Source organism: Thermoanaerobacter brockii subsp. finnii Ako-1, assembly GCF_000175295.2.
Lineage (GTDB): Bacteria > Bacillota > Thermoanaerobacteria > Thermoanaerobacterales > Thermoanaerobacteraceae > Thermoanaerobacter > Thermoanaerobacter pseudethanolicus.
The window spans coordinates 483768-507615 of sequence record NC_014964.1 but is presented as its reverse complement, the minus strand read 5'-3'; the positions used below and the strand labels follow the sequence as shown (position 1 = coordinate 507615).

At 34.8% G+C, this 23848-nt stretch carries 27 protein-coding genes; 4 read left to right on the top strand and 23 right to left on the bottom strand.

The window, feature by feature from the left end; translation table 11 throughout:
* Window positions 1–9 precede the first annotated feature (9 nt).
* The 5 genes from THEBR_RS02515 to THEBR_RS02495 form a co-directional block, all read right to left on the bottom strand.
* Window positions 10–1020, bottom strand: coding sequence for a LolA family protein (locus THEBR_RS02515; protein WP_003867469.1), 1011 nt, complete (start codon window positions 1018–1020; stop codon window positions 10–12).
* A gap of 11 nt (window positions 1021–1031) precedes the next feature.
* Window positions 1032–2564, bottom strand: a complete 1533-nt coding sequence (locus tag THEBR_RS02510) for a bifunctional ADP-dependent NAD(P)H-hydrate dehydratase/NAD(P)H-hydrate epimerase (protein ID WP_013570786.1) — start codon at window positions 2562–2564, stop codon at window positions 1032–1034.
* Window positions 2527–2943: a holo-ACP synthase gene (gene acpS / locus THEBR_RS02505; protein WP_003867467.1), complete on the bottom strand. Its 417-nt coding sequence runs from the start codon at window positions 2941–2943 to the stop codon at window positions 2527–2529. The genes THEBR_RS02510 and acpS overlap by 38 nt, the downstream gene beginning before the upstream one ends.
* Window positions 2944–3038: 95 nt before the next feature.
* A complete protein-coding gene (locus tag THEBR_RS02500; protein WP_003867466.1) occupies window positions 3039–3404 on the bottom strand; it encodes a DUF6514 family protein in 366 nt (121 codons plus the stop codon).
* Between the two features lie 298 nt (window positions 3405–3702).
* Window positions 3703–3888: a helix-turn-helix domain-containing protein gene (locus tag THEBR_RS02495; protein WP_003867465.1), complete on the bottom strand. Its 186-nt coding sequence runs from the start codon at window positions 3886–3888 to the stop codon at window positions 3703–3705.
* 177 nt (window positions 3889–4065) lie between these two features.
* On the opposite strand from THEBR_RS02495, the gene THEBR_RS02490 reads away from it, so the two are divergent.
* Window positions 4066–4464 carry a helix-turn-helix domain-containing protein gene (locus THEBR_RS02490; RefSeq protein WP_003867464.1) on the top strand — a complete coding sequence of 133 codons (399 nt, stop codon included), beginning with the start codon at window positions 4066–4068 and terminating at the stop codon, window positions 4462–4464.
* Window positions 4465–4534: 70 nt separating this feature from the next.
* Here THEBR_RS02490 and hcp read toward each other — a convergent pair whose 3' ends face one another.
* Together hcp and THEBR_RS02480 are read right to left on the bottom strand one after the other, a co-directional pair.
* Window positions 4535–6178 (bottom strand): hydroxylamine reductase, encoded by a 1644-nt coding sequence (gene hcp / locus THEBR_RS02485; RefSeq protein WP_003867463.1) that lies wholly within the window; start codon window positions 6176–6178, stop codon window positions 4535–4537.
* A gap of 117 nt (window positions 6179–6295) precedes the next feature.
* Window positions 6296–6583 carry a DUF503 domain-containing protein gene (locus THEBR_RS02480; RefSeq protein ID WP_012269026.1) on the bottom strand — a complete coding sequence of 96 codons (288 nt, stop codon included), beginning with the start codon at window positions 6581–6583 and terminating at the stop codon, window positions 6296–6298.
* A 98-nt stretch (window positions 6584–6681) separates the two neighbouring features.
* Between THEBR_RS02480 and ytaF the strand changes: the two genes are divergently transcribed.
* A complete protein-coding gene (gene ytaF, locus THEBR_RS02475) occupies window positions 6682–7350 on the top strand; it encodes a sporulation membrane protein YtaF (RefSeq protein WP_081448146.1) in 669 nt (222 codons plus the stop codon).
* Window positions 7351–7443: 93 nt separating this feature from the next.
* On the opposite strand, the gene THEBR_RS02470 is transcribed toward ytaF, so the two are convergent.
* Window positions 7444–8712, bottom strand: a complete 1269-nt coding sequence (locus THEBR_RS02470) for a serine hydrolase (protein ID WP_012269025.1) — start codon at window positions 8710–8712, stop codon at window positions 7444–7446.
* 132 nt (window positions 8713–8844) lie between these two features.
* Between THEBR_RS02470 and ku the strand changes: the two genes are divergently transcribed.
* Together ku and ligD are read left to right on the top strand one after the other, a co-directional pair.
* On the top strand, window positions 8845–9657 hold the full coding sequence (ku, locus tag THEBR_RS02465; RefSeq protein ID WP_012269024.1) for a non-homologous end joining protein Ku: 813 nt from the start codon (window positions 8845–8847) through the stop codon (window positions 9655–9657).
* Window positions 9658–9670: 13 nt separating this feature from the next.
* Window positions 9671–10594 (top strand): non-homologous end-joining DNA ligase, encoded by a 924-nt coding sequence (ligD, locus tag THEBR_RS02460; RefSeq protein ID WP_012269023.1) that lies wholly within the window; start codon window positions 9671–9673, stop codon window positions 10592–10594.
* 2 nt (window positions 10595–10596) lie between these two features.
* Here the strand turns inward: ligD and THEBR_RS02455 are convergent, their stop codons facing one another.
* The 15 genes from THEBR_RS02455 to ptb all read right to left on the bottom strand — a co-directional run bounded on the left by THEBR_RS02455 (window position 10597) and on the right by ptb (window position 23840).
* Window positions 10597–10986 (bottom strand): secondary thiamine-phosphate synthase enzyme YjbQ, encoded by a 390-nt coding sequence (locus THEBR_RS02455; protein ID WP_003870036.1) that lies wholly within the window; start codon window positions 10984–10986, stop codon window positions 10597–10599.
* 105 nt (window positions 10987–11091) lie between these two features.
* A complete protein-coding gene (locus THEBR_RS02450) occupies window positions 11092–11508 on the bottom strand; it encodes an EamA family transporter (protein WP_003870037.1) in 417 nt (138 codons plus the stop codon).
* A gap of 341 nt (window positions 11509–11849) precedes the next feature.
* On the bottom strand, window positions 11850–13676 hold the full coding sequence (gene glmS / locus THEBR_RS02445) for a glutamine--fructose-6-phosphate transaminase (isomerizing) (RefSeq protein ID WP_012269022.1): 1827 nt from the start codon (window positions 13674–13676) through the stop codon (window positions 11850–11852).
* 260 nt (window positions 13677–13936) lie between these two features.
* Window positions 13937–15280 (bottom strand): phosphoglucosamine mutase, encoded by a 1344-nt coding sequence (gene glmM / locus THEBR_RS02440; protein ID WP_012269021.1) that lies wholly within the window; start codon window positions 15278–15280, stop codon window positions 13937–13939.
* 68 nt (window positions 15281–15348) lie between these two features.
* Complete coding sequence (locus tag THEBR_RS02435; RefSeq protein WP_009052812.1) at window positions 15349–15948, bottom strand: lysophospholipid acyltransferase family protein; 600 nt, start codon at window positions 15946–15948, stop codon at window positions 15349–15351.
* Between the two features lie 233 nt (window positions 15949–16181).
* Window positions 16182–16304, bottom strand: a complete 123-nt coding sequence (locus THEBR_RS12600) for a hypothetical protein (RefSeq protein ID WP_279624946.1) — start codon at window positions 16302–16304, stop codon at window positions 16182–16184.
* 115 nt (window positions 16305–16419) lie between these two features.
* A complete protein-coding gene (locus THEBR_RS02425) occupies window positions 16420–17310 on the bottom strand; it encodes a bifunctional enoyl-CoA hydratase/phosphate acetyltransferase (RefSeq protein ID WP_003867451.1) in 891 nt (296 codons plus the stop codon).
* A 38-nt stretch (window positions 17311–17348) separates the two neighbouring features.
* Window positions 17349–17906 carry a 2-oxoacid:acceptor oxidoreductase family protein gene (locus THEBR_RS02420; RefSeq protein WP_003867450.1) on the bottom strand — a complete coding sequence of 186 codons (558 nt, stop codon included), beginning with the start codon at window positions 17904–17906 and terminating at the stop codon, window positions 17349–17351.
* Between the two features lie 2 nt (window positions 17907–17908).
* The gene (locus tag THEBR_RS02415) at window positions 17909–18658 is read right to left on the bottom strand and encodes a thiamine pyrophosphate-dependent enzyme (protein ID WP_009052814.1); all 750 of its coding nucleotides are present in this window, start codon (window positions 18656–18658) and stop codon (window positions 17909–17911) included.
* Window positions 18658–19725: a 3-methyl-2-oxobutanoate dehydrogenase subunit VorB gene (locus tag THEBR_RS02410; protein WP_012269020.1), complete on the bottom strand. Its 1068-nt coding sequence runs from the start codon at window positions 19723–19725 to the stop codon at window positions 18658–18660. The genes THEBR_RS02415 and THEBR_RS02410 overlap by 1 nt, the downstream gene beginning before the upstream one ends.
* A gap of 15 nt (window positions 19726–19740) precedes the next feature.
* A complete protein-coding gene (locus tag THEBR_RS02405; protein ID WP_003867447.1) occupies window positions 19741–19953 on the bottom strand; it encodes a 4Fe-4S binding protein in 213 nt (70 codons plus the stop codon).
* A 14-nt stretch (window positions 19954–19967) separates the two neighbouring features.
* Window positions 19968–20642 (bottom strand): hypothetical protein, encoded by a 675-nt coding sequence (locus THEBR_RS02400; protein WP_009052816.1) that lies wholly within the window; start codon window positions 20640–20642, stop codon window positions 19968–19970.
* Between the two features lie 14 nt (window positions 20643–20656).
* The gene (buk, locus tag THEBR_RS02395) at window positions 20657–21730 is read right to left on the bottom strand and encodes a butyrate kinase (protein ID WP_172632711.1); all 1074 of its coding nucleotides are present in this window, start codon (window positions 21728–21730) and stop codon (window positions 20657–20659) included.
* Window positions 21731–21850: 120 nt separating this feature from the next.
* Window positions 21851–22918, bottom strand: a complete 1068-nt coding sequence (locus THEBR_RS02390) for a Glu/Leu/Phe/Val family dehydrogenase (protein WP_012269019.1) — start codon at window positions 22916–22918, stop codon at window positions 21851–21853.
* A 25-nt stretch (window positions 22919–22943) separates the two neighbouring features.
* Window positions 22944–23840 carry a phosphate butyryltransferase gene (ptb, locus tag THEBR_RS02385; RefSeq protein ID WP_003867443.1) on the bottom strand — a complete coding sequence of 299 codons (897 nt, stop codon included), beginning with the start codon at window positions 23838–23840 and terminating at the stop codon, window positions 22944–22946.
* Between the last annotated feature and the right edge of the window lie 8 nt (window positions 23841–23848).

The following is a 23848-nucleotide window of genomic DNA, read 5'->3' as shown; positions in this document are numbered from 1 at the left end:
TTTTGTTTTTCACCTCAAGGATTTTATCACCTTAAGTATCTCTTCTTCACTCAAATCTCCTGTTACTGTAATTTTTATTTGAATACCATTTACCATCGTAGTATATTCCTTTTCCCCATTGTCTTTTTCTTTATAATACACTCCTTCACTCAAAAGAAATCCTTTTTCATTAACTATTTCGTTTTGGTCAACCACAGTCTCAAAAATTTCCATCAAATTCTTACCCAAAGTATACACAAAAGTAACTCCATTATTTTCATTAACATTCACTAATACATTTAAAAGTTTAAAGCCTTGTGGTAAATACACAGGCATTACAGGATTTATGCCGCAATATTTATAAACCTCTTTTGCATCTATTTCTATTACTGGAGAATCTAAAAGATTTCCCGCTAACGTCGTTACGCTATCCTTAGTAAATAACTTGTCATTTATCTCAGGGTTATATTTATAATCCTTATAAGTAATTTTTGAAAAAATTTCATTATTAATATCAAAAATTGTCAATTCTTTAGGTGTCAAATCCTCTTTAGAAAAAGCCATTTGTTCTTTGTACATGAAAATATTTTTATCCAAAATAGGAACTGTTATTAAATAAAATTTATCCATCTCTCTTTTTTCTATCTCTCCACCTGAATTAATATAGTTTTTTATAAAAGAAGTAATCAGCGAATACAAAGGAATCTCTTCTGTATTTTCTGCTACAAAAACTTGATTCACCTTTGCAAAATACACATAACTTCTTTTGCCGTCATATACAATAATTTTATCCGGACTCCCACTTTCCTCTAAAACTTCTAAGCGAAATTTACCTTTTTTATAAAACTGCACAACTGAAAATTTGTTACCTATCTTGTTGTTATAAAGCTCTACAATTGCTGTGGCAGTATAACTTTCTAATTTATCTAATTGTTCTTTAATAGAAATAAAAGGATCTTTAACTTTTTTTGCTTTTATTCCACACCCTGAAAGAAGAAATATAAGCACAAAAACAATTACAAAAAAGCTCTTTTTCAACAACTCTCACCCTCTTACAAACTACATTTAAGAGCCTCCGGAATGTTCTCAAGGATATCCATCGCTGTCATTCCATACTCTCCTACATATTCTTTAGCAATATCTCCTGCCTTTCCATGATAAAATATCCCATAAATTGCTGCTTTTTCTTCGCTAAACCCTTGAGCCAAAAAAGCTGTAATCATTCCTGCCAAAACATCTCCACTACCAGCAGTTGCCATTCCAGGGTTGCCTGTGCTATTTATATATATGCTTCCTTCTTTTGTCGCTATTACAGTTTTAGCACCTTTAAGTACAAGTGTCACTTTATACCTATCAATAAAAGTTTTTGCTACTTCAAAAAGATTATTCTTAATCTCATCAATTTTTAGGCCTGTCAATCTTGACATTTCGCCATAATGGGGAGTTAGAATAATTTTTTTACCTTGTATAACTTCCAATCTTCCTACCAAAGCATTGAGAGCATCAGCATCTAAAACTACAGGCTTATCCGTATTTTTTACAATGTCATATACCAATTGTGAAATATCTCTATCATGAGTCAATCCTGGTCCTATAGCAATAACATCACTTTCCTCTATTAACTCTAGTACACTACTTAAAGCATTATGGGATAAAATACCATTTTGTTCCTCTAATCCATAGGTTATAACCTCATAAAGTCCCCCTTGAATTACTGATTGCACACTTTGGGGAACTGCTAATTTCACCAATCCGCAACCTGCCTTAATAGCGCTTTTAGCACACAGATATGCTGCTCCTGTCATATTTTTAGAACCAGCTATAATCAAAGCTTTACCATAATCTCCTTTATGAGTATTTCCATGCCTTTTTGGAAGCTTTACATCCTCTGAAGTCACAAGGTTATAATTATAACCTACCTCTGCTGCTAACCGGTAAGGAATCCCTATTTCAGCAACACGAACTTCTCCTGCATAATCGACACCCGGATACACTAATAAACCCGGCTTTAGAAATTGCATAGTAACTGTTTTAGTAGCCCTAACAGCGCATCCTTCTATTTTACCTGTATCAGCATTTAACCCAGAAGGAATATCGACAGATACCACAATTTTATTTGCTTGGTTTATCATTTCTATAATCTCTTTTGTTATACCGCTTATTTCTCCTTTAAGCCCAATTCCGTAAATTGCGTCCACAATCACATCGCTGTCTTTAATGGTTTTTTCCAAAAATTTTAGATGTTCTCTTTGAGTAATTTCCGCTACATAAATCCCCATATTTAGGATTGCATCTAAATTTACTTTTGCATCACCTGAAATAGCACCTAAACTTGTAGTTAAAAATACTTTTACATCGACTCCCCAATTATAAAGATTTCTAGCCACTACATAACCATCTCCACCATTATTCCCCTTTCCAGATATAACTATTACAGAGTTTAAATTCTCTTCCTCTAAAATCTTTTTTACCTCTAGCGCTGTTTCTCTTCCCGCATTCTCCATTAAACCTATAGAAGGAATTCCTATTTTTTCTATAGCTATTTTTTCAACTTCTCTCATCTGTTTTGAGGTCAGCACTATCATTTTTTTCACCTCCAATAGCAATAGCACAGCTTATAGCATAGGTCTTCGTATGAGAAATAGACAGCTTTATATCCCTTATTCCCTTTTTGTCTGCAATATTTTTAGCCTTCCCCTTTAAAATTACGGCAGGGGCTCCTTTTTCATCGTGACATATTTCAATATCTTTCCAGCTAAAACCACTGATACCTGTTCCTAAGACTTTTGATATGCTTTCTTTTGCTGAAAAAAAACCCGCTATATGAGGTAATTTCATCCTTTTACTGTTAAAATACTCTATCTCTTTTTGAGTAAATAACCGTTCCAAAAATTTAGAATTTGCATCAAAAGCTTTTTTTATCCTTTCAACTTCTACAATATCCGTTCCCACAAACAGTTCCATATATACAGTTCCTCCAATTATCCTAATTACATTATATTATTTCTCTATTAATTCACAAAATCCTTCAAAAAAATAAAAGAAGGCATGACACCTTCTTAAATAGCAACCTTACACAATTTAGCTTGTCTATCATAGTCACTTATATAATCTTCACACATATCGTCAATTACTTCATACAGATGAACAGGCGATACCGTCATTTCTTTAAAGAATTGTGCTAGCTTGTCCACTTTTTCAAAGTAAGGACTTATATTTGTCACTTTTTCTTCTATTATTTCAATTTTCTCCTTTTCTCCATCAAAAATTTCTTGAAGAATTTTGATCCCATACGACGGCAATTTTACTTCCTCTTTTCCGTTAAAAACACTTATTTCTGACATGACCACTGTGTAGTGAGTAGTTATGTTTCTCCTTTCTTCCTCCCTTGTCGATATGTACTCGCTCACTTTCCTGTAATACATCTTACTATCCCCTCCAATTTATTTTTTAAGATTAATTATTAACTTACAATACATATTAATATATTCTATTTTTTTCTAAAAAATCCTTTATTTTTTTGAAAATTTTTTATCGACAGAAAAGACACTTTTTTTACTTTAACAAACATTTAACAAGTCTATGTAAAACTATTTGGTGTTTTTTGCGATATCGAAAATTGTAAATTATTCTGTCTATGTTCAATATTAGAACTATAATTGTCGAAAAAAATTTATAAAAAATTTCTATCAGGAAAATTTCATAAAATACTAAAACTCTTTTTTAAAGTTTTAATATCTCCTTTATTTTATCCATATATTTTTTCCCTGACCTTTCACCATGTAAAATCATGCTTAAATATGGCTCACTGGTACCTATCAATCGCGACAATTCTTTTTGTGTCATATTCAGTTCCGCCAATCTGTCATTCACTAATTTCCCAAAATCTGTCAACTTTCTTTTCTTCATCAAAGCACCCCCTTATTTTTTCCTACAAACAAAAGTTAGCATACTTATGCAGTAGGAATAATAAAATATTTGTGTTAAAATAGATAATGATTAAAAATTAACTATTTTAAATATATATCTGAATTACGAAAATGTCAATACTAATATCGTAATTCAGAAAAACAAAGGAGGAGTGTTATGGATACAGTCGGCGAACGCATAAAATATGCTCGTAAAAAAAATAATTTAACTATAACAGCTTTGAGCAAACTCACAGGTTTATCTGTTGGAAATTTAAGTGACCTTGAAAATAACAAATCAATGCCTTCTTCCAATGCTTTGATAAAGTTAAAAAACGCTCTTAATGTTTCAATAGATTGGCTTCTTACTGGCCAACAAATAGAATATGTAAAAGAAGAAGAGGAAAAATACTTATCGAGAGAAGAGTTTGAAAGCATCAGTGAAAAGGATAAAATAATTTTTAAAGCCTTTGAAACATTGCCTGAGGAAAGAAAGAGAGATATAGAAGGATACATAAAAGTGAGTTTGAATACTACTGATTTAGAAGAGTTCATTAAAAAAGAAAAGAAAGTATAATTTTAACCATTATGATTAATTATTAATCATAATGACAAAAGATTACGGCTGCATTTTGCAGCCGTAATCTTTACTCACCCATGAACATTTTCATATCATCTTCTACGTTTGTGATACCACCAATGCCAAATTTGTCAACTAATACTTTTGTGACATTTGGTGATAAGAAAGCAGGAAGCGTAGGTCCTAAATGAATATTTTTTACTCCGAGGTATAAAAGTGCCAAAAGCACTATAACAGCCTTCTGTTCATACCACGCAATGTTGTAAGAAATAGGAAGCTTGTTTATGTCATTTAAACCAAAGACTTCTTTAAGCTTCATGGCTATCACAGCTAATGAGTAAGAGTCATTGCACTGTCCTGCGTCTAAAACTCTTGGAATTCCGTTTATGTCTCCAAGGTTTAACTTGTTGTACCTGTATTTTGCACAGCCTGCAGTTAAAATGACTGTATCTTTAGGAAGAGCTTTAGCAAATTCGGTATAATAGGTTCTGCTCTTCATTCTGCCGTCACAGCCTGCCATTACGAAAAATCTCTTTATAGCTCCTGTCTTTACCGCTTCTACAATTTTATCCGCCAGCTCTAAAACTTGGTTGTGAGCAAAACCACCAATTATTTCCCCTCTTTCAATCTCCACAGGTGGCTTGCATCTCTTTGCATGTTCAATTATTTCTGAAAAGTCCTTCTTTCCGTCGGGACCTTCTGGAATGTATTTTACTCCCTCAAAGCCTACAACACCTGTAGTGTAAACTCTATCCTTGTAGGAATCCTTTGGAGGCACAAGGCAGTTTGTAGTCATTAAAATTGGTCCGTTAAATAGCTCAAACTCTCTATCTTGCTGCCACCATGCATTTCCATAGTTACCAACAAAATGCGGATATTTCTTAAAAGCTGGATAATAATGAGCAGGAAGCATTTCTCCATGTGTATAAACATCTACCCCTGTACCAGCAGTTTGCTCTAACAATTGCTCTAAGTCTTTCAAATCATGACCGCTTATCAATATTCCAGGATTATTTCTCACACCGATATTAACTTTTGTTATCTCAGGATGGCCATAAGTCGAGGTATTTGCTTTGTCAAGGAGCGCCATTGTATCAACACCATATTTTCCTGCCTCGAGTGCAAGAGCCACATAATCATCTGCAGTTAAGCTGTCATCTAAAACTTTAGCTAAAGCCTTTTCCATAAACCTAAATATATTATCATCTTTGTATCCTAGCTGATATGCGTGATATGCATAAGCCGCCATACCTTTTACACCATAAGTGATAAGCTCTCTCAAAGACCTTATATCTTCGTCTTTCGTAGATAAAACTCCTACTTCAGCTGCTATTGCTTCTATATCTTCATCTGTATCATAAACCCAGTGTATTGCCTCACAGGATTCGTCTACTTCAATTCCTGCCTTTTTGAGGTCTTCTTTTATTTCTTCTCTTAATGCAACAGCTTCTTTTATTTTGTTAATAAAGAAGTTTCTGTCAAAATTAACGTTAGTTATTGTGGAAAATAATCCCTCAAAAAGGAATCTGTCCGTCTTCTCTTTATTCACTCCTGTCTCTCTTGCCTTTAAGTTCAAAAAAGATATGCCTTTTAATGTAAAAATCAACAAATCTTGCAGATTTGCAACGTCGTCTGTCTTACCGCATACACCTCTCACTGTACATCCTATGCCTTGAGAGGCTTCTTGACATTGATAACAAAACATACTCATTTTACTTCCTCCTTTTTCTAAGTTCTTGTCCACAAATTATGATAAGCTAAAAACTCAAAAGAATCTGTGATAAAAATCACAAAATAAAAGCTCCAAATGAACATAATTCATTTGGAGTCAGACATTTATTGTATCCATTTCTATATTTTCTATATAAGCATCTGTATTTTCTTCAATATAGTCTACAACCTCTTGAACTATTTTATTTGTTAAAACAGCATCACTGCCACACACCGAAAAACCTATGACAATTGATTTGTGTAAATCTTGATTTTCTATTTCACATATAGAAACATTATAGTGACTTTTTACTTTACCTACAATACTTTTTACAATCATTCTTTTTTCTTTTAAAGAATGAACCCAATTTGCACGTAAATATATTTTACAATAAGATACAATCATATATATCCCCTTACCTAATTTCCTTCAGAAAATTTTTACAATATAATTATACCTTACAATATTATGTTTTTTCAATAAAATCACATCTTCTCTATCTAATGCGTACTATAAAGGTAGATAGAGAGGAGTGTGAACATATGAAATGGCTAATCATTTTAGGTTTTGCAATATCATCAAGCATAGATAATTTTGGAGTAGGCATTTCCTATGGTATACGAAATATACGAATAAGTCTTTTTTCCAATACAATTATTGCAGTAATCTCTTTTTTATTTAGCATATCTGGGATATTTTTTGGTAAATGGTTAAACAAAATCCTTCCAGGATCATTACCTATAATTGTAGGAGCATTTCTGCTTTTTATAATAGGACTTAGAATTATTTTGCTGGCTATCCCTCGTAAATCTTTTACCAAAAATATACAACAAGTATCATCAAAGACTACTTCTATAAAAGAAATTTTGGAAAATCCCGAAATTGTAGATTTGGACAAATCCGGAGAAATCAATTTATGGGAAGCAATCCTTTTGGGAATAGCCCTTTCAGCAAATGCTCTGACAAACGGACTAGGAGCAGGGCTTTTGGGTTTTTCTCCCTTTGCTATATCTTTCACTACATCAATTGGAAGCTTTGTTTCTGTATGGACAGGAGTACAATTAGGGACAAAAGTTGCTAATATACGAATAGGCTCTTTTACCATTGGACAATTTGGCACAATTATAAGTGGAGTTATTTTACTTATAATAGCTTATAAAGCCTTGTTCTAATTTTTAGCTTTTACACAATGTTGAAAGATATAACTTCACAGATTGGAATCTCTGCTATAAAAAAGTTTAAGCCGGAAAACCCGGCTTAAACTTTTATCTATTTTGAAAGTCATATACCATTTTTGATATCTGCCTTATTACAGTATAAGCATAAGAGTCGTCAGAACCGTCTACATTATTTGCAAGTACAGTTAATATATATGGCCTTGTAGGATGGAAAACTATCGCTGCATCATTTACTACATTGGACAAATTACCTATTTTGTGTGCAACCTCTATTCCATCTGGTATAGGATAAGATATTCTATCATTATATATGGTATTTTTAAGATAATACATCAATTCTCCTGCAGTATCCGGATGAGCATTTACATAATCTAAAAGATTTTTCATATACATGCTCATATCTCTTGGAGAAGTGACATTGTTACTGTAGGGTATTACATAGGCCCCTAACTTTTCCATAAATTTTATATAATTATCCCTTCCTACAATTCTCATAATCATATTTGATGCAATATTGTCACTTTCTTCAATGGAGCGTCTTGAAAGCTCTCTTATGGTATAATAACTTCCAACAGGGTCTGCCTGTATAGAACCGGCACCCCCTTCATAGTCAGCTTGAGTGTATTGCACTTTCATATTAGGGTCTATTTTTCCATCGGTTATAAGAGTATAAAGGTAAAAGTTAAGAGGTACTTTATAAGTGCTTGCCGCAATAAACGAATCATAACCGTTTATTTCAAAAGTTTGCCCTGTATTTAAGTCAATAAAGTAAACTCCGTATTTGCCAGGATATTGAGATATTAATGCCTGAATGTTATTTTTAAGTTCTTGATAATTTGTAGCATTGTTCAATTGTTGCGGCACTTCAACAGGCGGATGAGGAATTAAAATCTTTTGCCCAACATATAAACTATCCCCATCATTTAATCCATTTGCATCTATTATATTTTGGACATTCGTTCCATGGCGCTTTGCTATAAAGTATAAGTTGTCCCCTGGTTTGACAGAGTAAACTATCGGGTCAGCCCAGGAAACAGTTTCAAGAGCAGCATATGTCTTAGGACCTACAATTCCATCGGGTACAAGATTTTTGGACCTTTGAAAGTCTAAAACTCCATTTAATGTCATTTTACCAAATATGCCGTCAACAGTACCTGTATCAAATCCCGCTTTATTTAACATAGCTTGTAATTCTTCTACATCAGTCCCATACGTCCCGCTATATAAAAGCCTTGACCCAAAAGTGAATTTTGGAAGATTTCTTGCATACGAAAATATAGGTATCAATACAACAATAGCAATAATAAGAATCCATGAAAGTATCTTTTTTATATTCTTCAATTTTATCCCCCCCATTCAACTCCATATTATATTGTATATAATATCATATTTCAATAAATATATATATCCATATATACCAATTTATATATATGTTTTTATAAATAAAAAGTTTCTTAATGGGAATATTAAATATGAGGTGATTTAAAAATGCGCTCAATGTGGAAAGGAGCAATAAGTTTTGGTCTTGTAAGTATACCCATAAAACTGTATACCGCTACAGAAGACCATGCCATACATTTTAGGCAACTCCACAAAGAATGTAAATCCCCCATAAAATATGAAAAAATTTGCCCTGTATGTAATAGACCCGTTTCAGATGAGGAAATAGTTCGAGGGTATGAATACGAACCAGGTAAATTTGTCATTATAGATGATGAAGATTTGGAAAGGATACCTATGCCAACAGTTAAAACCATTGATATAGTAGATTTTACCGATATAGGACAAATAGACCCCATATATTATGATAAAACATATTTCATTGTACCCGAAGATATTGGTACAAAGCCTTATGTACTTTTAAGAGATTCTATGAAAGAAACAAAACGAGTTGCAATAGCGAAAGTGGTAATTAGGTCAAAGCAAAACCTCGCATGCATACGAGTGTATGAGGAAAAATACATGGTCATGGAAACAATGCATTTTCCTGATGAAATAAAAAACACAAATCAGCTTCCTCCCTTAAGAGAAGTCAGCTTACAGGAAAATGAAATAAAAATGGCCAAACAACTTATTGATACTTTGACCTCCGACTTTAAACCCGAAAAATATGATGATAGCTACAGAAAAACGTTAATCGAAATGATTGAGTCAAAGATACAGGACAAAGATATAGAAATTCCTCAAAAAGCACCTGAAGCTGATAATGTTCTTGATTTAGTAAGTGCATTAAAAGCGAGTATTGAATCTGTAAAGAATGAAGAAAAAGCAAAAAAAGGACGCAAAAGAAAAGGCGCATAAAGGAAGATTGAATATGTCTATGATAGAAGAAAAAATATCACCTATGCTGGCATCCAGCAGTGACCCTTTTGATAGCCCCGAATGGATATATGAAATCAAATGGGATGGTTCAAGGACTATTGCCTTTCTTTCAAATAAAACAAGACTTCAAGATAGAAGGCTTGTTGATATAACCCACCAGTTTCCGGATTTGGCATTACTTTATAAGCAAATAAAAGCAAAAGAAGCAATACTTGACGGTGAACTTGTAGTTTTAAAAAACGGCAAGCCCAGTTACAAAAGCATTATGTCGAGAAAGCATCAACAAAATTTAGTAAAAATAAATCTTTTAAGCAAGATAATGCCCGTAATTTTCATAACATGGGATATATTATACTTAAACGGCAAGTCTCTTGTAGAATTGCCACTTATAGAGAGAAAAGATATCCTTAGAAAAACAGTTAAAGAAAATGAGATCATAAAAATATCAGATTTTATATTTGAACATGGAAAAATGCTTTTTGAAGAGACAGGGAAAAAAGGACTTGAAGGAATTGTTGCCAAAAAAGCAGATTCAAAATATTTAATAGGAAAAAGGAGTAAACTCTGGCTTAAGTCAAAACATTTTATTGTAATAAATGCTGTTATTATAGGGTACAGAACTGACAAAACAGCCCTCATACTGGGGCTTTACGATGAGGAAAATAATTTAATAAACATAGGAAGTTGTGAATCAGGCCTATCCCAGAAGGAATTAAAAGCATTCTATGAAGTTGCCAAGGAGATAAAAGCCCCAGATAATTATTATAACTTTAAAGAAAAAAATGTGCAGTGGTTAAAACCCTTGCTAACATGTAAAGTGAGATTTATGGAATGGTCTGAAAACATGAAGATGAGGGCACCTTCTTTTATTCAATTTGAGTATAACGTAAAACCAGAAGAGTGCAGGTTTGAATAAACTCACTTCAAAAACTTAATATACACTCTTCTTCTCCTTGGACCATCAAACTCACATAAATAAATACCCTGCCAAGTTCCTAAAAGTGGCCTTCCATTTTCAATAATTAAAGTTACTGAACTTCCCATAAGAGACGCCTTGATGTGGGCATCAGAATTGCCTTCCATGTGTTTAAAACGCATATTAGGAATTATTTTTTCTAAGGCTGCCATTATATCTTCTCTTACAGTTGGATCTGCATTTTCGTTTATTGTAATTCCCGCTGTTGTATGGGGCACAAAGATAACACAAAGGCCATCAACAACGCCAGATTTTTTAATTTCTTGCATTACCATATCAGTAATATCCACCATAACTTCCCTTGTCGGTGTATTTATCTCCAAAACAACCATAACGACTCCTCCATTTTTTGTTTTCTGGATTTGCTTTTTATAATAGCAAATTGTTTAATGGCATGTCAACATGGATTATAAAAAAGTAAATCAAAAATGCAACATTTATTTCCATATCATCATAAATATACCTGCGGTAATAAGTACACTTGCAACTAACGTTTTTGCGGTGAATTGCTCGTTTAGGATAAAAAAAGATAAAGTTAAAGTTAGGACGATGCTGGATTTATCAATAAGTGCAACCTTTGATACTTCACCTATAGATATTGCCTTATAATAAAATAACCAGGACAAACCTGTCGCCAGTCCAGAGAGAATCAAAAAGATCCAATTTTGTTTTGTCAAACTTTTAATTCCATACTGTCCCCCTGTTGTAAATACAATACCCCACGCTAAAAATATAATAACAGTTGTACGAATAGCTGTAGCCAAGTTAGAATCCACGCCTTTTATACCAATTTTAGCAAGAATTGAAGTCAAAGCAGCAAACAAAGCTGATAATATTGCAAATAATTTCCACATAATAAACATCCCCTCAATGCAATTTTTACACTTAACTATTTTTACGTCTCACTTCAATTACTACTGCGTCTTAACCTTTTAACTTCATTATACTTGAGGAAGGAAAAAGTAGCAATATTAATAGTTGAAAAAAGTCGTTCCGTAGGAGAGGATTATGGATCAAGGAAAAAAGGGATAAGTGGCGTAAATCCCGAATTTTTCAAGGTCTTACCACTTATCCCTTTGTTATTCTGTAAAGACTTAATCCTTTTCCCTTATTCCTCCCCAAACGGAACCACTTTTTTCGCATGGGGAAAAGGTATAAATGAGAAATACACAACTCTTCAGCCTTTTGACCTCCATTACTCTACAGTTACTGACTTTGCAAGATTACGCGGTTTATCTACGTCACATCCTTTTTCTACTGCCATATAATATGCTAAAAGTTGCAAAGGCACAACTGTCAATACTGGAGTAAGCTCTTTAAGCGTTTCAGGTATATATATTACTTTATCTACAACGCCCTCCAGCTGCAAATTACCTTGCTTTGCAAAGGCGACTAAAAAACCACCTCTTGCTTTTACTTCTTTTATATTACTAAGCATCTTTTCAAAAAGGTCATCTTGTGTTGCAAGAGCTATCACAAGTGTTCCCTCTTCTACAAGGGCCAAAGTACCGTGTTTTAATTCACCAGCCGGATAAGCCTCTGAATGAATATAGGATATTTCTTTGAGTTTTAAAGAACCCTCCATAGCAACGGCATAGTCCAGTCCTCTTCCAATGTAAAATACGTCTTTTGCATTATAGTGTTCAGAGGCAAATTTTTGTATTACATCTTTGTTGTCAAGTAAATACTGAACTTTTTCTGGGAGCTTCTTTAATTCTGTGCAAAGTTCCATAACCTTTGTTTTAGTTATTATCCCTCTTTTTATTGCAAGGTCCATAGCTATAAGATAAAGGGCTATAAGTTGCGTAGTATAAGCTTTGGTAGAAGCTACAGCTATTTCAGGTCCTGCCCATGTGTATAGTACATCATCTGCTTCTCTGGAGACAGAACTTCCAACGACGTTTGTAATGGCTATAACTCTTGACCCTTTTTTCTTAGCTTCTTTTAACGCAGCTATAGTATCTGCTGTCTCCCCTGACTGGCTTATTACAATTGTAAGAGTTCTTTCATTTACTAAGGGGTTTCTATATCTAAATTCTGAAGCGACATCTACTTCAACAGGTATTCTCGCAAGATTTTCTATGACGTATTTCCCAACAACACCTGCATGATAAGCTGTTCCACAGGCTACAATAAAAATTTTATCTATCTTTTCAAGGTCTTCTTTTGTAATTTTCACATCATCTAAAACTATTTCTGAATCATCAATTATTCTGCCTCTTAACGTATCTTTTATAGCGCTTGGCTGCTCGTGAATTTCTTTTATCATGAAATGTTCATAACCGCCCTTTTCAGCCGCCTCTACATCCCATTTTACTTCAAAAAGCGATTTTTCTACTTGCCTTCCAAACATGTCTATAAACTCTACGCTGTCTTTTTTAATTATGGCAATCTCATGATCATCAAGAAAATATACACTTCTTGTATGTTTTAATATAGCTGGGATATCAGATGCAATAAAGTTTTCACCATTGCCTATTCCAACTATAAGAGGTGCTTCTTTTCTTGCAGCTACAATCATATCGGGATTGTTTTTGCACAAAACGCCTAAGGCATAAGAACCTTCAATTCTGTCTAAAACTTTTTTCACAGCCTCTACTATATCGCCATTGTAATAATACTCCAGCAAATTTGCTACAACTTCTGTATCAGTCTCAGACTTAAAGGTATAACCTTCCTCTAACAGCCATTTCTTCAGTGGAAGATAGTTTTCAATTATGCCATTGTGGACTACTGCAATTAGCCCTGATTGGGATAAATGAGGATGAGAGTTTGTATCAGATGGTTCACCATGCGTAGCCCACCTTGTGTGTCCTATGCCTATTGTCCCTACCATATTATCTTTTTCAACAAGCTCTTTTAGGACGTTTAATCTTCCCTTTGCTTTCTTTATATTTATATTGCCATCATTTAAAATGGCAATTCCTGCTGAATCATAGCCTCGATACTCCAATTTTGTCAATCCTTCTAAAAGTATTGGCGTCGCCTGTTTATCGCCAATATATCCTACAATTCCACACATACTCGGTCTCCTCTCACTTTTGTAATAAAGATTCCTCCCTGCCCAGACTGCTCTATGCCACAGTCGCCTGTGGTTTTACCAGTCCTTTATCGGTCGCAGGAAACCGCAGGGCACCCGCCGATAACTCGATAAACCCTGTCCTCGTCAGCTTAAAGTATACACTTTAAGCCCAGGCGCTTTTTAAATTTTTAATCCTTACCTTCTTTTACTCTTCTTCAATAGGCATCCCCCCTTTCAAATAATACCTTTCGTACTTTTATTTAATTTAATTTTCTTTCTATTAATTCAGCAAGTTCTTTTGCCATTTGACTAATTTTATCATAATCTTTTCCTTCTACCATAACTCTCACAAGGGGCTCAGTACCTGATGGTCTTATAAGTACTCGACCTTCTCCCCTCATTTCCCTTTCTAAGTTTTCAATTTCCCTCTTAATTTCTTCATCCTCTAAATAGGCATTTTTTAACTCATTTTTTACTTTTGCGTTTATAAGGACTTGTGGGTAAGTAATCATGCAGGCAGCTAATTCTGACAATTTTTTACCACTTTCTTTTGAAATAGAACAAAGCTTTAAAGCAGTAATTTCCCCATCTCCCGTAGTATTGTCATCAAGGAAAATAATATGGCCTGATTGTTCGCCACCAATAGAATATCCACCTTTTGTCATTTCTTCCAAAACATATCTGTCCCCTACTTTTGTTCTAATGAGATTAATCCCTTGCTCTTTAAGTGCAATTTCAAAACCGATATTGCTCATAACTGTTGCCACAACTGTGTTATTTTTTAACCTACCTTTTTTCTTTAAATCTATAGCACATATTGCCATTATGTGGTCTCCATCAACAACATTTCCTTTTTCATCAACTGCAATAAGCCTGTCAGCATCTCCGTCAAAGGCTAAACCGATGTCGGCCCCATTTTCTATGACGAGTTGTTGCAATTTTTCAGGATGAGTAGACCCACAATTGACATTTATCTTTTCCCCTATAGGCTCTGCTCCATGTAATATGACTTCCGCCCCTAGTTCTTTAAATAGAATTGGCGCTATTGTGCTGCTAGCTCCATAAGCACAATCAATTACAATTTTCATTTCTTTTAAATCCCCATCAATAGTAGACTTTAAGAACTCTATGTAATCTCTATGAGAATTTGTGTATTCTTTCCTGGTACCTATTCCCGTCCCAATAGGAGAAGGCAACTCAATTTTTTCTTTTATTATATTTTCTATTCTATCTTCTACTTCATCTGGCAATTTATACCCATCTTTATCAAAAAATTTTATCCCATTGTACTCTACGGGATTATGAGATGCCGATATCATAACTCCAGCATCTGCTTGATATAATCGGGTAAGGTAAGCTACCGCTGGTGTAGGAATTATCCCCACACTTATGACCTCTGCCCCTACAGAGGTAAGGCCTGCAGTTAAGGCACATTCCAACATATCACCAGATATACGACTGTCTTTACCAACCACAACCTTAGGCCTATGAGTCCCGTGAGTCAACACATAAGCCCCTGCTCTCCCTAGTTCAAAAGCAAGTTGTGGAGTCAAGTCATAATTAGCTATACCTCTAACACCATCTGTACCAAACAACCTTGCCATTTTCTATCTCCTCTCAATAAATCATACGATAATATTTTATCACAGTGAAAACTACATTTCAATTTACACTATTTCTCCAACATTGTTAATATATTTTGCATGACTTTGTCTCTCAATTCAACAATTTCCATCTTTATATCAATATTCAGATTTGGGTAAATTGGTTCCCCTATTTTTAGTTCAATTTTTCCCCTAAATTTGGGAAAATATTTGCCAAAAGGTAGTATTTCTCTTGTGCCTTTTATAGCCACTGGCACAATGGGCTTTCCCGATTTATATGCTAGATACATAGCCCCTTCATACATTTTTTCTACTTTGCCAGTTGGCGATATCCTACCTTCTGGAAATAATCCTATTGTGTGTCCTTCTTCTAACCTAGATAATGCTTGTTTTATGGCATTTAAATCAGGCGAATTTTTCTTTATGGGAATTGCTTTATCAATTTTTAAAAAATATTTTAAAAAACGCCTTTTATAAAGTTCAGAACTTGCTAAAAATATAACGGGTCTTTTTACAGAACAGGCTACCACAACTGGGTCTAGCAAACTTTGATGGTTTGCAACAAAAATACAAGCTCCCTCAGGCAAATTTTTCTCATATTTTACTTCAAAGGAATAGAATATCTTAAGAATCAATTTAGCAATAAGCCGGAAAATTCTATATAACAAAAAAATAATACCTCCCTTCCTTTAATGACAAATTCAATAAAGTCAGCGCTATAAGATATATTCGCCACAATCTTTAACAATCCTTCTTTTAATAAAAAATGGAGGAAATTATCTCCCCCTCTTAGATTACCTCCAGCCCTTTTCTAAAGGCATTTGTATTTAATTCAACAAATTTTTGTGGCACGTTATTTTTTATTACCTCTTCCCAATCAATGTCTTATAGTCCTAAATATTTAACAAGTACTCCTAAAAGAACTATATTTTGCATTTTGCGCTTTTACATTCCCAAGGCTTTCTGCTATCTTATCTGCTTCTACTGCAATTGTCTTTGTGCTTTTTGATATTTCCTCAATCAAGTTTTTAGGCTATTCTTCTTTGCCCATGAGTACAGAAAGTATAATACCACGGGCTACTGCTTCATCCCCCATCATTATTTTTTTCATTCATTTCCCCCCATTTAATTTATCTTTATCAAACAGAGACAGCACATGCAAAAGCTATGGAATTGAACTTGTCTTCGTGGGAATCAGCTCTTGACACTAAGACAATTGGTGCTTTTGCTCCTACCACAATTCCCGCACTTCTTGCCTTCGCAAAGTAAGTAAAGCTTTTACCCAAAGCATTTCCAACTTCTATAAAAGGTACTAATAATATATCTGCATCTCCTGCAACCTCACTTTTTACTCCTTTGTGAATTGCTGCCTCTTTGCTTATGGCAAGGTCAAATGCTAAAGGACCATCTACTATTCCTTCTATCTCACCTCTTTGGTTCATTTCCTTTAATTTAGCGGCTTCAACAGTAGAAGGCATTTTAGGGTTTACCACTTCTACCGCCGACAAACAGGCTACTTTAGGATTTTCTATTTCTATAGCTTTTGCTACTTTGATAGCATTTCTTAAAATTTGCACTTTCTCTTCTAATGTAGGACTTATATTCATTCCTCCATCGGTTAAAAGTAATAATTTATGATAATTTGGAATTTCGTAAACCATTACATGACTTAATAAACCTTCTCCTCTAATGCCGTATTCGCTGTCAAGAACTGCCTTTAAAAGAGTAGCAGTAGGAACAAGGCCTTTCATCACAAAAGAGGCTCTACCTTCTTTAACTTCTATGACTGCTTTTTTACATTTTTGCACTTCTTCTGCTTCGTCAATTATTTCATAATCCTCTATATTAATATTCAATTCTTTAGATAATGTCTCTATCTTTTCTTTTGAACCTATCAATACAGGCTGTCCTATGCCTTCTTTTTTCGCAGCTTCACAAGCTAAAAGCACTTCACTGTCTTCTGCCCCTGCCACCGTAAATTTTTTATTAACTCCTTTGGCTCTTTCCACAATTTCACTTAATTTTTTCAAATTAGCACCTCCTGTAGAAAAAATAACCTCCGAAGAGGTTATTTTTTAGTTGTAATGAGATTTTTTACTAATTCTGCTCCCTTATTTAAGGCTTTTTCATTTATAGGTATCAAATGCTCCTTACCTTTGCCAAAGACCTCAGGCAGAGCTTTTAACACTGTTTCCAATTTTACAACTTTAGTAGCTTCTATGAAAGCTCCTAACATCACCATGTTAGCAATTTTTAAATTACCCAATTCATTAGCAATATCATTAGCAGGTATTTCATACACTTCTATGTCTTTTCTCTCTGCTTTTCTGTCTACTAATGAAGTATTTATGAATAATTTACCACCTGGTATTACATAAGATTCGTATTTGTCTAAAGAAGGCCTATTCATTACAATTACAGAAGTAGCCTCTGTAATAACCGGAGAGCCTACCTCTTCATCTGATACTGTGACATTGCAGTAGGCTGTTCCTCCTCTCATTTCAGGACCATAAGAAGGAGTCCAAGACACATTTTTTCCCTCAAACATTCCCGCATAGGTAATTATAAGCCCCATTGACAAAACTCCTTGACCACCAAAGCCTGCAAAGATTATTCTTTCTTCCATAATTACTTAACCTCCTCTAAGGTGTTTTTATACACACCCAAAGGGTAATAAGGTTCCATATGATCTTTTATCCAATTTAATGCCTCTATCGGTGTCATACCCCAGTTAGTAGGACAACTAGATAGAACTTCTACCATTGCAAATCCTTTCTTTTGTATTTGAGCTAAAAATGCGTTTTTTATAGCTTTTTTAGCCTGCATTACATGTTTCACATCATAAACCGCTACTCTTTCAATATACGCTGTCCCCTCAAGTGTTGCTAGCATTTCACTCACTCTAATGGGATAACCATTTATTTCTGGCTTTCTTCCGTAAGGAGTAGTAGTTGTTTCCTGACCAATTAATGTAGTAGGAGCCATTTGTCCTCCTGTCATTCCATAGTTAGCATTGTTGACAAAAATAACTGTTATATTTTCTCCCCTTGCAGCCGCATGAACAATCTCTGCCGTTCCAATAGCTGCTAAGTCTCCATCTCCTTGATAAGTAAACACAATTTTATCAGGATGAACTCTCTTTATACCTGTAGCAACTGCTGGAGCCCTTCCATGAGCAGCCTCTTGCATATCGCAATTAAAATACTCATATGCAAATACAGCACATCCTACAGGAGCAACTCCTATTGCTTTATCTAAAACATCTAATTCTTCCATAACTTCAGCTACCAGCCTATGGATTATACCGTGGGTACAACCGGGACAATAATGGAAAGGCGTATCTGTTAATCCCTTTGTTTTTTGAAATACAACAGCCATTATTTCACACCCCCTGCTATTTTCTTAATTTGTTCTAGCATCACAGCTGGTTCTGGTATCATACCACCCGGCCTTCCGTAGAAATAGACCGGTTTTTTGAATTGTACTGCAAGTTTTACATCTTCTACCATTTGTCCCATGCTCATTTCTACAGTCAAATAAGCTTTTGCGGTATTAACTGTCTTTTCGAAAGGCTCTTTCGGGAAAGGCCATAGAGAAATTGGTCTTATTAATCCTACTTTATACCCTTCTCTTCTTGCAATATTCATTACATTCTTTGCTACGCGGGCAATAGTACCATAAGCAACTAAAATAATATCCGCATCTTCGCAATTTATCATTTCATATCTAACTTCATTCTTTTCAGCCTTTGCATATTTTTCAAATAATTCATAATTATATTTCTCTAATACAGGTGGATCGATATATAAAGAGTTGATTATGTTTCTATGCTCTCTATTTCCTCTGCCTGTAGTAGCCCACATTTTTTCAGGAATATTCCTTGTCTTTTTCTGAATATTATCAAAATCTACCGGCTCCATCATTTGACCTAACATTCCATCCCCTAATATTACAACAGGGTTTCGATATTCATCTGCAATGTCAAAAGCTTCTTGGACTAAATCTGCCATTTCTTGGATTGTAGAAGGAGCAAGGACAATCAATCTATAATCTCCATGGCCTCCTCCTTTTGTAGATTGAAAGTAATCTCCTTGAGCTCCTTGAATATCCCCTAATCCTGGGCCACCCCTCATTATATTCACAATTACACAAGGTATTTGAGCACCTGCAAGATATGAGATACCCTCTTGCATAAGACTCAAACCAGGGCTGCTGGTGGAAGTCATAACACGAGCTCCTGCTCCACCTGCCCCATATACCATATTTATAGCAGAAACTTCACTTTCTGCTTGTAAAAATACGCCACCTACCTCTGGCATTCTTTTTGCCATGTAAGCCGTAACCTCATTTTGAGGTGTTATAGGATAACCAAAGTAATGTCTACACCCAGCTTGAATAGCTGCTTCCGCTAACGCCTCATTACCTTTCATTAATACCTTAGCCATCTTACTCCCCTCCATTTATTTTATAACTGTTATAACAGTATCAGGACACATCATCGCGCAAAATGCACAACCTATACATTTGTCCATATTTTCAGGCTTAACAGTAGCAGGATGATATCCTTTCACATTTATTTTACTTAAATCCATCTCAATAATATTTTTAGGACAGGCATTAACACACAATTCGCAACCTTTACATAACTCTTCATTAAAAATAACTTTTGCCACATAAATTCCTCCTCTCACATTTTATCCCACGGAGTTTTCATATAAAGGTCAATTGGAAATATTGGATATCCTAAGTCAGGAACTTGGTTGAGTAATTCTCTTTTTACAGTAACCATCTTAATAGGTATCCCTGTAATTTTCGAGACTTCCTCCACCACTTTTTGACCTTTTAAAATATCCTCTACTGTTGTTTCATAAGATAAATGGGTATTGTTTACCAAATGAGTCACTTTAATTTTAGCTGCTTCTTCAATCGATTTAAGATATTCAATTACCGATTTTACATCTTTTGTTAGTGGCCTGTTTACATTAATCACAAATAATACTTCTACATCTTGATCCTTTATTATATGCCGATACTGACCTAATGGAGTTGCTCCTACATCGTCTCCTCCAACATCGAAGACTGCATATTTATCCTTGCTGTATAATGCCCCATAGATGTTACGAGAAATAGCAGGCACATCTGCATTCATATATTTCTCTTCTACTCCTGCTACTCGTATTCCCCACTTATCGAAAAGTTCTTTTCTCACTTCCCTCGACCTAAAATATGGATTTACAATATCTAAATCGACTATTTCTACCTCTTTTCCTGATTCTCTTATAAGCTTAGCATAATTTATCGCAATTTCCGTCTTACCTGTACCGTAATGCCCTACTACAATTGTCAATCTTTTAAAATCCATTATCTATCATCCCTTTAACTATACATTTTAGCTTTTTCTTCACCGCTAAGCACCCGATATGCCCCCTGCGCCAAAGCTAACATCTCATCCTCACCAGGATATACATAAACAGGAGCTATAAATTTTACCCTTTCACTTATCCTTTTTACAAAATCCTCGTTATACGCTATTCCACCTGTAATTCCTATTGCATCTACATGGCCTTTTAAAACCACTGCCATCGCTCCAATTTCCTTAGCTGTCTGATAGGCCATAGCTTCTAAGACCAATTCTGCTTTTTTATCTCCTTCTTCAATTTTTTTATAAACTTCTCTTACATCGTTAGTGCCTAAATGTGCCACTATTCCCCCTTGTCCTATTAACTTCTTTTTCATCTCCTGATAGGTGTATTTACCACTATAACATAATTTTACTAAGTCAAGTACAGGAAGTCCTCCCGCTCTTTCTGGAGAAAAAGGCCCTTCCCCATTTAAAGCATCATTTACATCTACTACTCTGCCGTGTTTATGAGCCCCAATAGATATACCGCCACCTAAATGAGCAATAATTAAATTTACTTCTTCGTATTTTTTGTTTAAATCAGCAGCTAAACGGCGAGCAATTGCTTTTTGATTTAAAGCATGGAATATACTAGATTTTTCAATCTCAGGCATTCCTGTTATTCTTGCTATATCCTCTAATTCATCTACTACTACAGGGTCTACTATATAAGCTGGAATATTGTGTTCTTTAGCTAAAGTATAAGCAATTATACCCCCTAAATTGGAAGCATGTTCTCCTCTTTCAGCCTTCTTTAAATCCTCTATCATTTTTTCATTTACAATATAAGTTCCACTTTCTATTGGCTTTAAAAGTCCGCCTCTCCCTACTATTGCATCAATTTCTGAAAGAGAAATGCCTTTTTCTTTTAACATATTTAAAATCGCCTGAGTTCTAAATTCAAACTGGTCAATAATACTTTTGTATTTGCTAAGTTCTTCAGTACTGTGTCTCAAAGTCTCAGTAAAAACCGGCTCTTTGTCTCTAAACACGGCAACTTTTGTAGATGTAGAACCGGGATTTATTACGAGAATCAAAAACAAAACAATCCCCTCCGTCTATTTCCTCAATTTATATTATATTACACTTCGTTTTTACATTAAAGTTTTTTCAAAAATTTATTAATGTTATTTCAAAATTTTAAGGAATGAGCAGGAAGATCCTGCTCATTATTTAACAATATAATTGTCTTTTACGGCAGCAATAGTTTTTATCCTCTCTTCCGCAACTCTGTCAGCTGCAACATATGTCGGAATGTTCTCTTCTTTGGACTTCTGTATCACCTTTTTCACTGTATCAAATATCATTGAAACCTTTCTCATAGCCCTATCTCTGTTATAACCAGAAGGATTGAGCTCATCAGCTACATTTATAACTCCACCCGCATTTATGATATAATCTGGTACATAGAGGATCCCTTTCTCTTGTAATATATCCCCATGCCTCTCTTCTTTTAACTGGTTATTAGCTGAACCTGCTACTATCTTGCACTTAAGCTGTGGAATCGTTTCATCGTTTATTATCGCTCCTAAGGCACAAGGGGCAAATATATCACATTCTACCCCGTATATCTCATCTGGCTTTACATATTCGGCTTTGACTTCTTCCACTACTCTTTTTACATTGTCCTCAAATATGTCTGTTACAATTAACTTTGCCCCTGCTCCATATAGATACTTTGCTAAATTGTATCCTACATTTCCTACTCCTTGTATTGCAATTCTCAAACCTTTAAGATCTGAAGTCCCAAAAACTTCTTCACAAGCTGCCTGTATTCCTCTAAATACGCCATAGGCTGTAAAAGGAGATGGATCCCCGCTGGTTTCAGCCAGCCCTGCAACGTATTTTGTCTCATAACGTATATATTCCATATCTTTTAAGTTTGTTCCCACGTCCTCAGCAGTTATATATCTTCCTTTAAGGGACTCTATATACCTTCCAAGACTTCTAAACAATGCTTCTGATTTGTCTTTTCTCGGATTTCCAATTACAACTGTTTTGCCACCACCTAAGTTTAAACCAGCAGCAGCATTTTTGTAAGTCATTCCCCTTGCAAGCCTTAATGCATCGTTTATTGCATCCTCTTCTGAGTCATAAGTCCACATCCTACATCCGCCTAAAGCAGGACCTAAAGTTGTGTCATGAATTGCAATTATCGCCTTAAGACCTGAAGTCTTGTCATGGCATAAAATCACATTTTCATAATCTTTAGTTTCCATTATGTCAAATATTTTCATAAATATCTTCCCCCCTCTTTAATAATCAAACATTAGAAGCAAGAGATGCCAACATTATAGAGTTAAATTTAGCTTCACTGGAGTCTGCCCTTGAAGTCAAGACAATCGGCCTTTTTGCCCCCATTATTATCCCTGCTATCCTTCTTTCTGCTATATAGGTTATAGCTTTATACAGCATATTACCAGCTTCAATATCTGGAACTAAAAGAATGTCAGCATTACCTGCAACAGGGCTTATTATCCCTTTATGCCGCGCTGCTTCTACTGATAAAGCATTATCAAGAGCCAACGGCCCATCTATTATAGCCCCTTTGATTTGACCTCTTTCACTCATTTTTGAAAGTATTGCTGCATCTAATGTAGCTTGCATATCAGGATTAACTGTTTCGACAGCTCCTAAAACTGCAACCCTTGGAGCATCAATTCCAATTTGCCTTGCAACGTCTACTGCATTTAAAATTATGTCTATTTTCACTTTCAAATCAGGGGCAATGTTCATTGCCGCATCTGTCAAAAGTATAAGCCTGTTATAAGGAGACTCAAAAACAGCCACATGGCTTAACGTTCTACCAGTTCGAAGACCAATTTCCTTATCTAAAACAACCCTTAATATCTCCGCCGTCTGTACAAGGCCTTTCATCAATATGTCCGCTTTGCCTTCACTCACAATCTTTACAGCTTCGCGACAAGCTTCTAAGTTATTTTTTGTATCTATTATTTCGTGCTCTTTTAAAGGCATTAATATTGAAGATGCTATCCTTTCTATTTTTTCTTTATCACCAACTAATATGGCTTTTACTATGCCTCTTTCATGAGCTTCTTTAATCGCTTCCAATACATCTTCATCGGCTGCCTGCGCTACTGCTATTGTTTTAGGCGGTAAATCTTTTACATAGTTATACATTTCTTCAAATGTTCTCATATCCTACA

Coding starts and splice junctions, on each gene's coding strand:
- THEBR_RS02510 (WP_013570786.1), bottom strand. CDS start 2,564: ATGATAGTGCTGACCTCAAAACAGATGAGAGAAGTTGAAAAAATAGCT.
- acpS (WP_003867467.1), bottom strand. CDS start 2,943: ATGGAACTGTTTGTGGGAACGGATATTGTAGAAGTTGAAAGGATAAAA.
- THEBR_RS02500 (WP_003867466.1), bottom strand. CDS start 3,404: ATGTATTACAGGAAAGTGAGCGAGTACATATCGACAAGGGAGGAAGAA.
- THEBR_RS02495 (WP_003867465.1), bottom strand. CDS start 3,888: ATGAAGAAAAGAAAGTTGACAGATTTTGGGAAATTAGTGAATGACAGA.
- THEBR_RS02490 (WP_003867464.1), top strand. CDS start 4,066: ATGGATACAGTCGGCGAACGCATAAAATATGCTCGTAAAAAAAATAAT.
- hcp (WP_003867463.1), bottom strand. CDS start 6,178: ATGAGTATGTTTTGTTATCAATGTCAAGAAGCCTCTCAAGGCATAGGA.
- THEBR_RS02480 (WP_012269026.1), bottom strand. CDS start 6,583: ATGATTGTATCTTATTGTAAAATATATTTACGTGCAAATTGGGTTCAT.
- ytaF (WP_081448146.1), top strand. CDS start 6,682: ATGCGTACTATAAAGGTAGATAGAGAGGAGTGTGAACATATGAAATGG.
- THEBR_RS02470 (WP_012269025.1), bottom strand. CDS start 8,712: ATGGGGGGGATAAAATTGAAGAATATAAAAAAGATACTTTCATGGATT.
- ku (WP_012269024.1), top strand. CDS start 8,845: ATGCGCTCAATGTGGAAAGGAGCAATAAGTTTTGGTCTTGTAAGTATA.
- ligD (WP_012269023.1), top strand. CDS start 9,671: ATGTCTATGATAGAAGAAAAAATATCACCTATGCTGGCATCCAGCAGT.
- THEBR_RS02455 (WP_003870036.1), bottom strand. CDS start 10,986: ATGGTTGTTTTGGAGATAAATACACCGACAAGGGAAGTTATGGTGGAT.
- THEBR_RS02450 (WP_003870037.1), bottom strand. CDS start 11,508: ATGTGGAAATTATTTGCAATATTATCAGCTTTGTTTGCTGCTTTGACT.
- glmS (WP_012269022.1), bottom strand. CDS start 13,676: ATGTGTGGAATTGTAGGATATATTGGCGATAAACAGGCGACGCCAATA.
- glmM (WP_012269021.1), bottom strand. CDS start 15,280: ATGGCAAGGTTGTTTGGTACAGATGGTGTTAGAGGTATAGCTAATTAT.
- THEBR_RS02420 (WP_003867450.1), bottom strand. CDS start 17,906: ATGGAAGAAAGAATAATCTTTGCAGGCTTTGGTGGTCAAGGAGTTTTG.
- THEBR_RS02415 (WP_009052814.1), bottom strand. CDS start 18,658: ATGGCTGTTGTATTTCAAAAAACAAAGGGATTAACAGATACGCCTTTC.
- THEBR_RS02410 (WP_012269020.1), bottom strand. CDS start 19,725: ATGGCTAAGGTATTAATGAAAGGTAATGAGGCGTTAGCGGAAGCAGCT.
- THEBR_RS02400 (WP_009052816.1), bottom strand. CDS start 20,642: ATGGATTTTAAAAGATTGACAATTGTAGTAGGGCATTACGGTACAGGT.
- THEBR_RS02390 (WP_012269019.1), bottom strand. CDS start 22,918: ATGAAAATATTTGACATAATGGAAACTAAAGATTATGAAAATGTGATT.
- ptb (WP_003867443.1), bottom strand. CDS start 23,840: ATGAGAACATTTGAAGAAATGTATAACTATGTAAAAGATTTACCGCCT.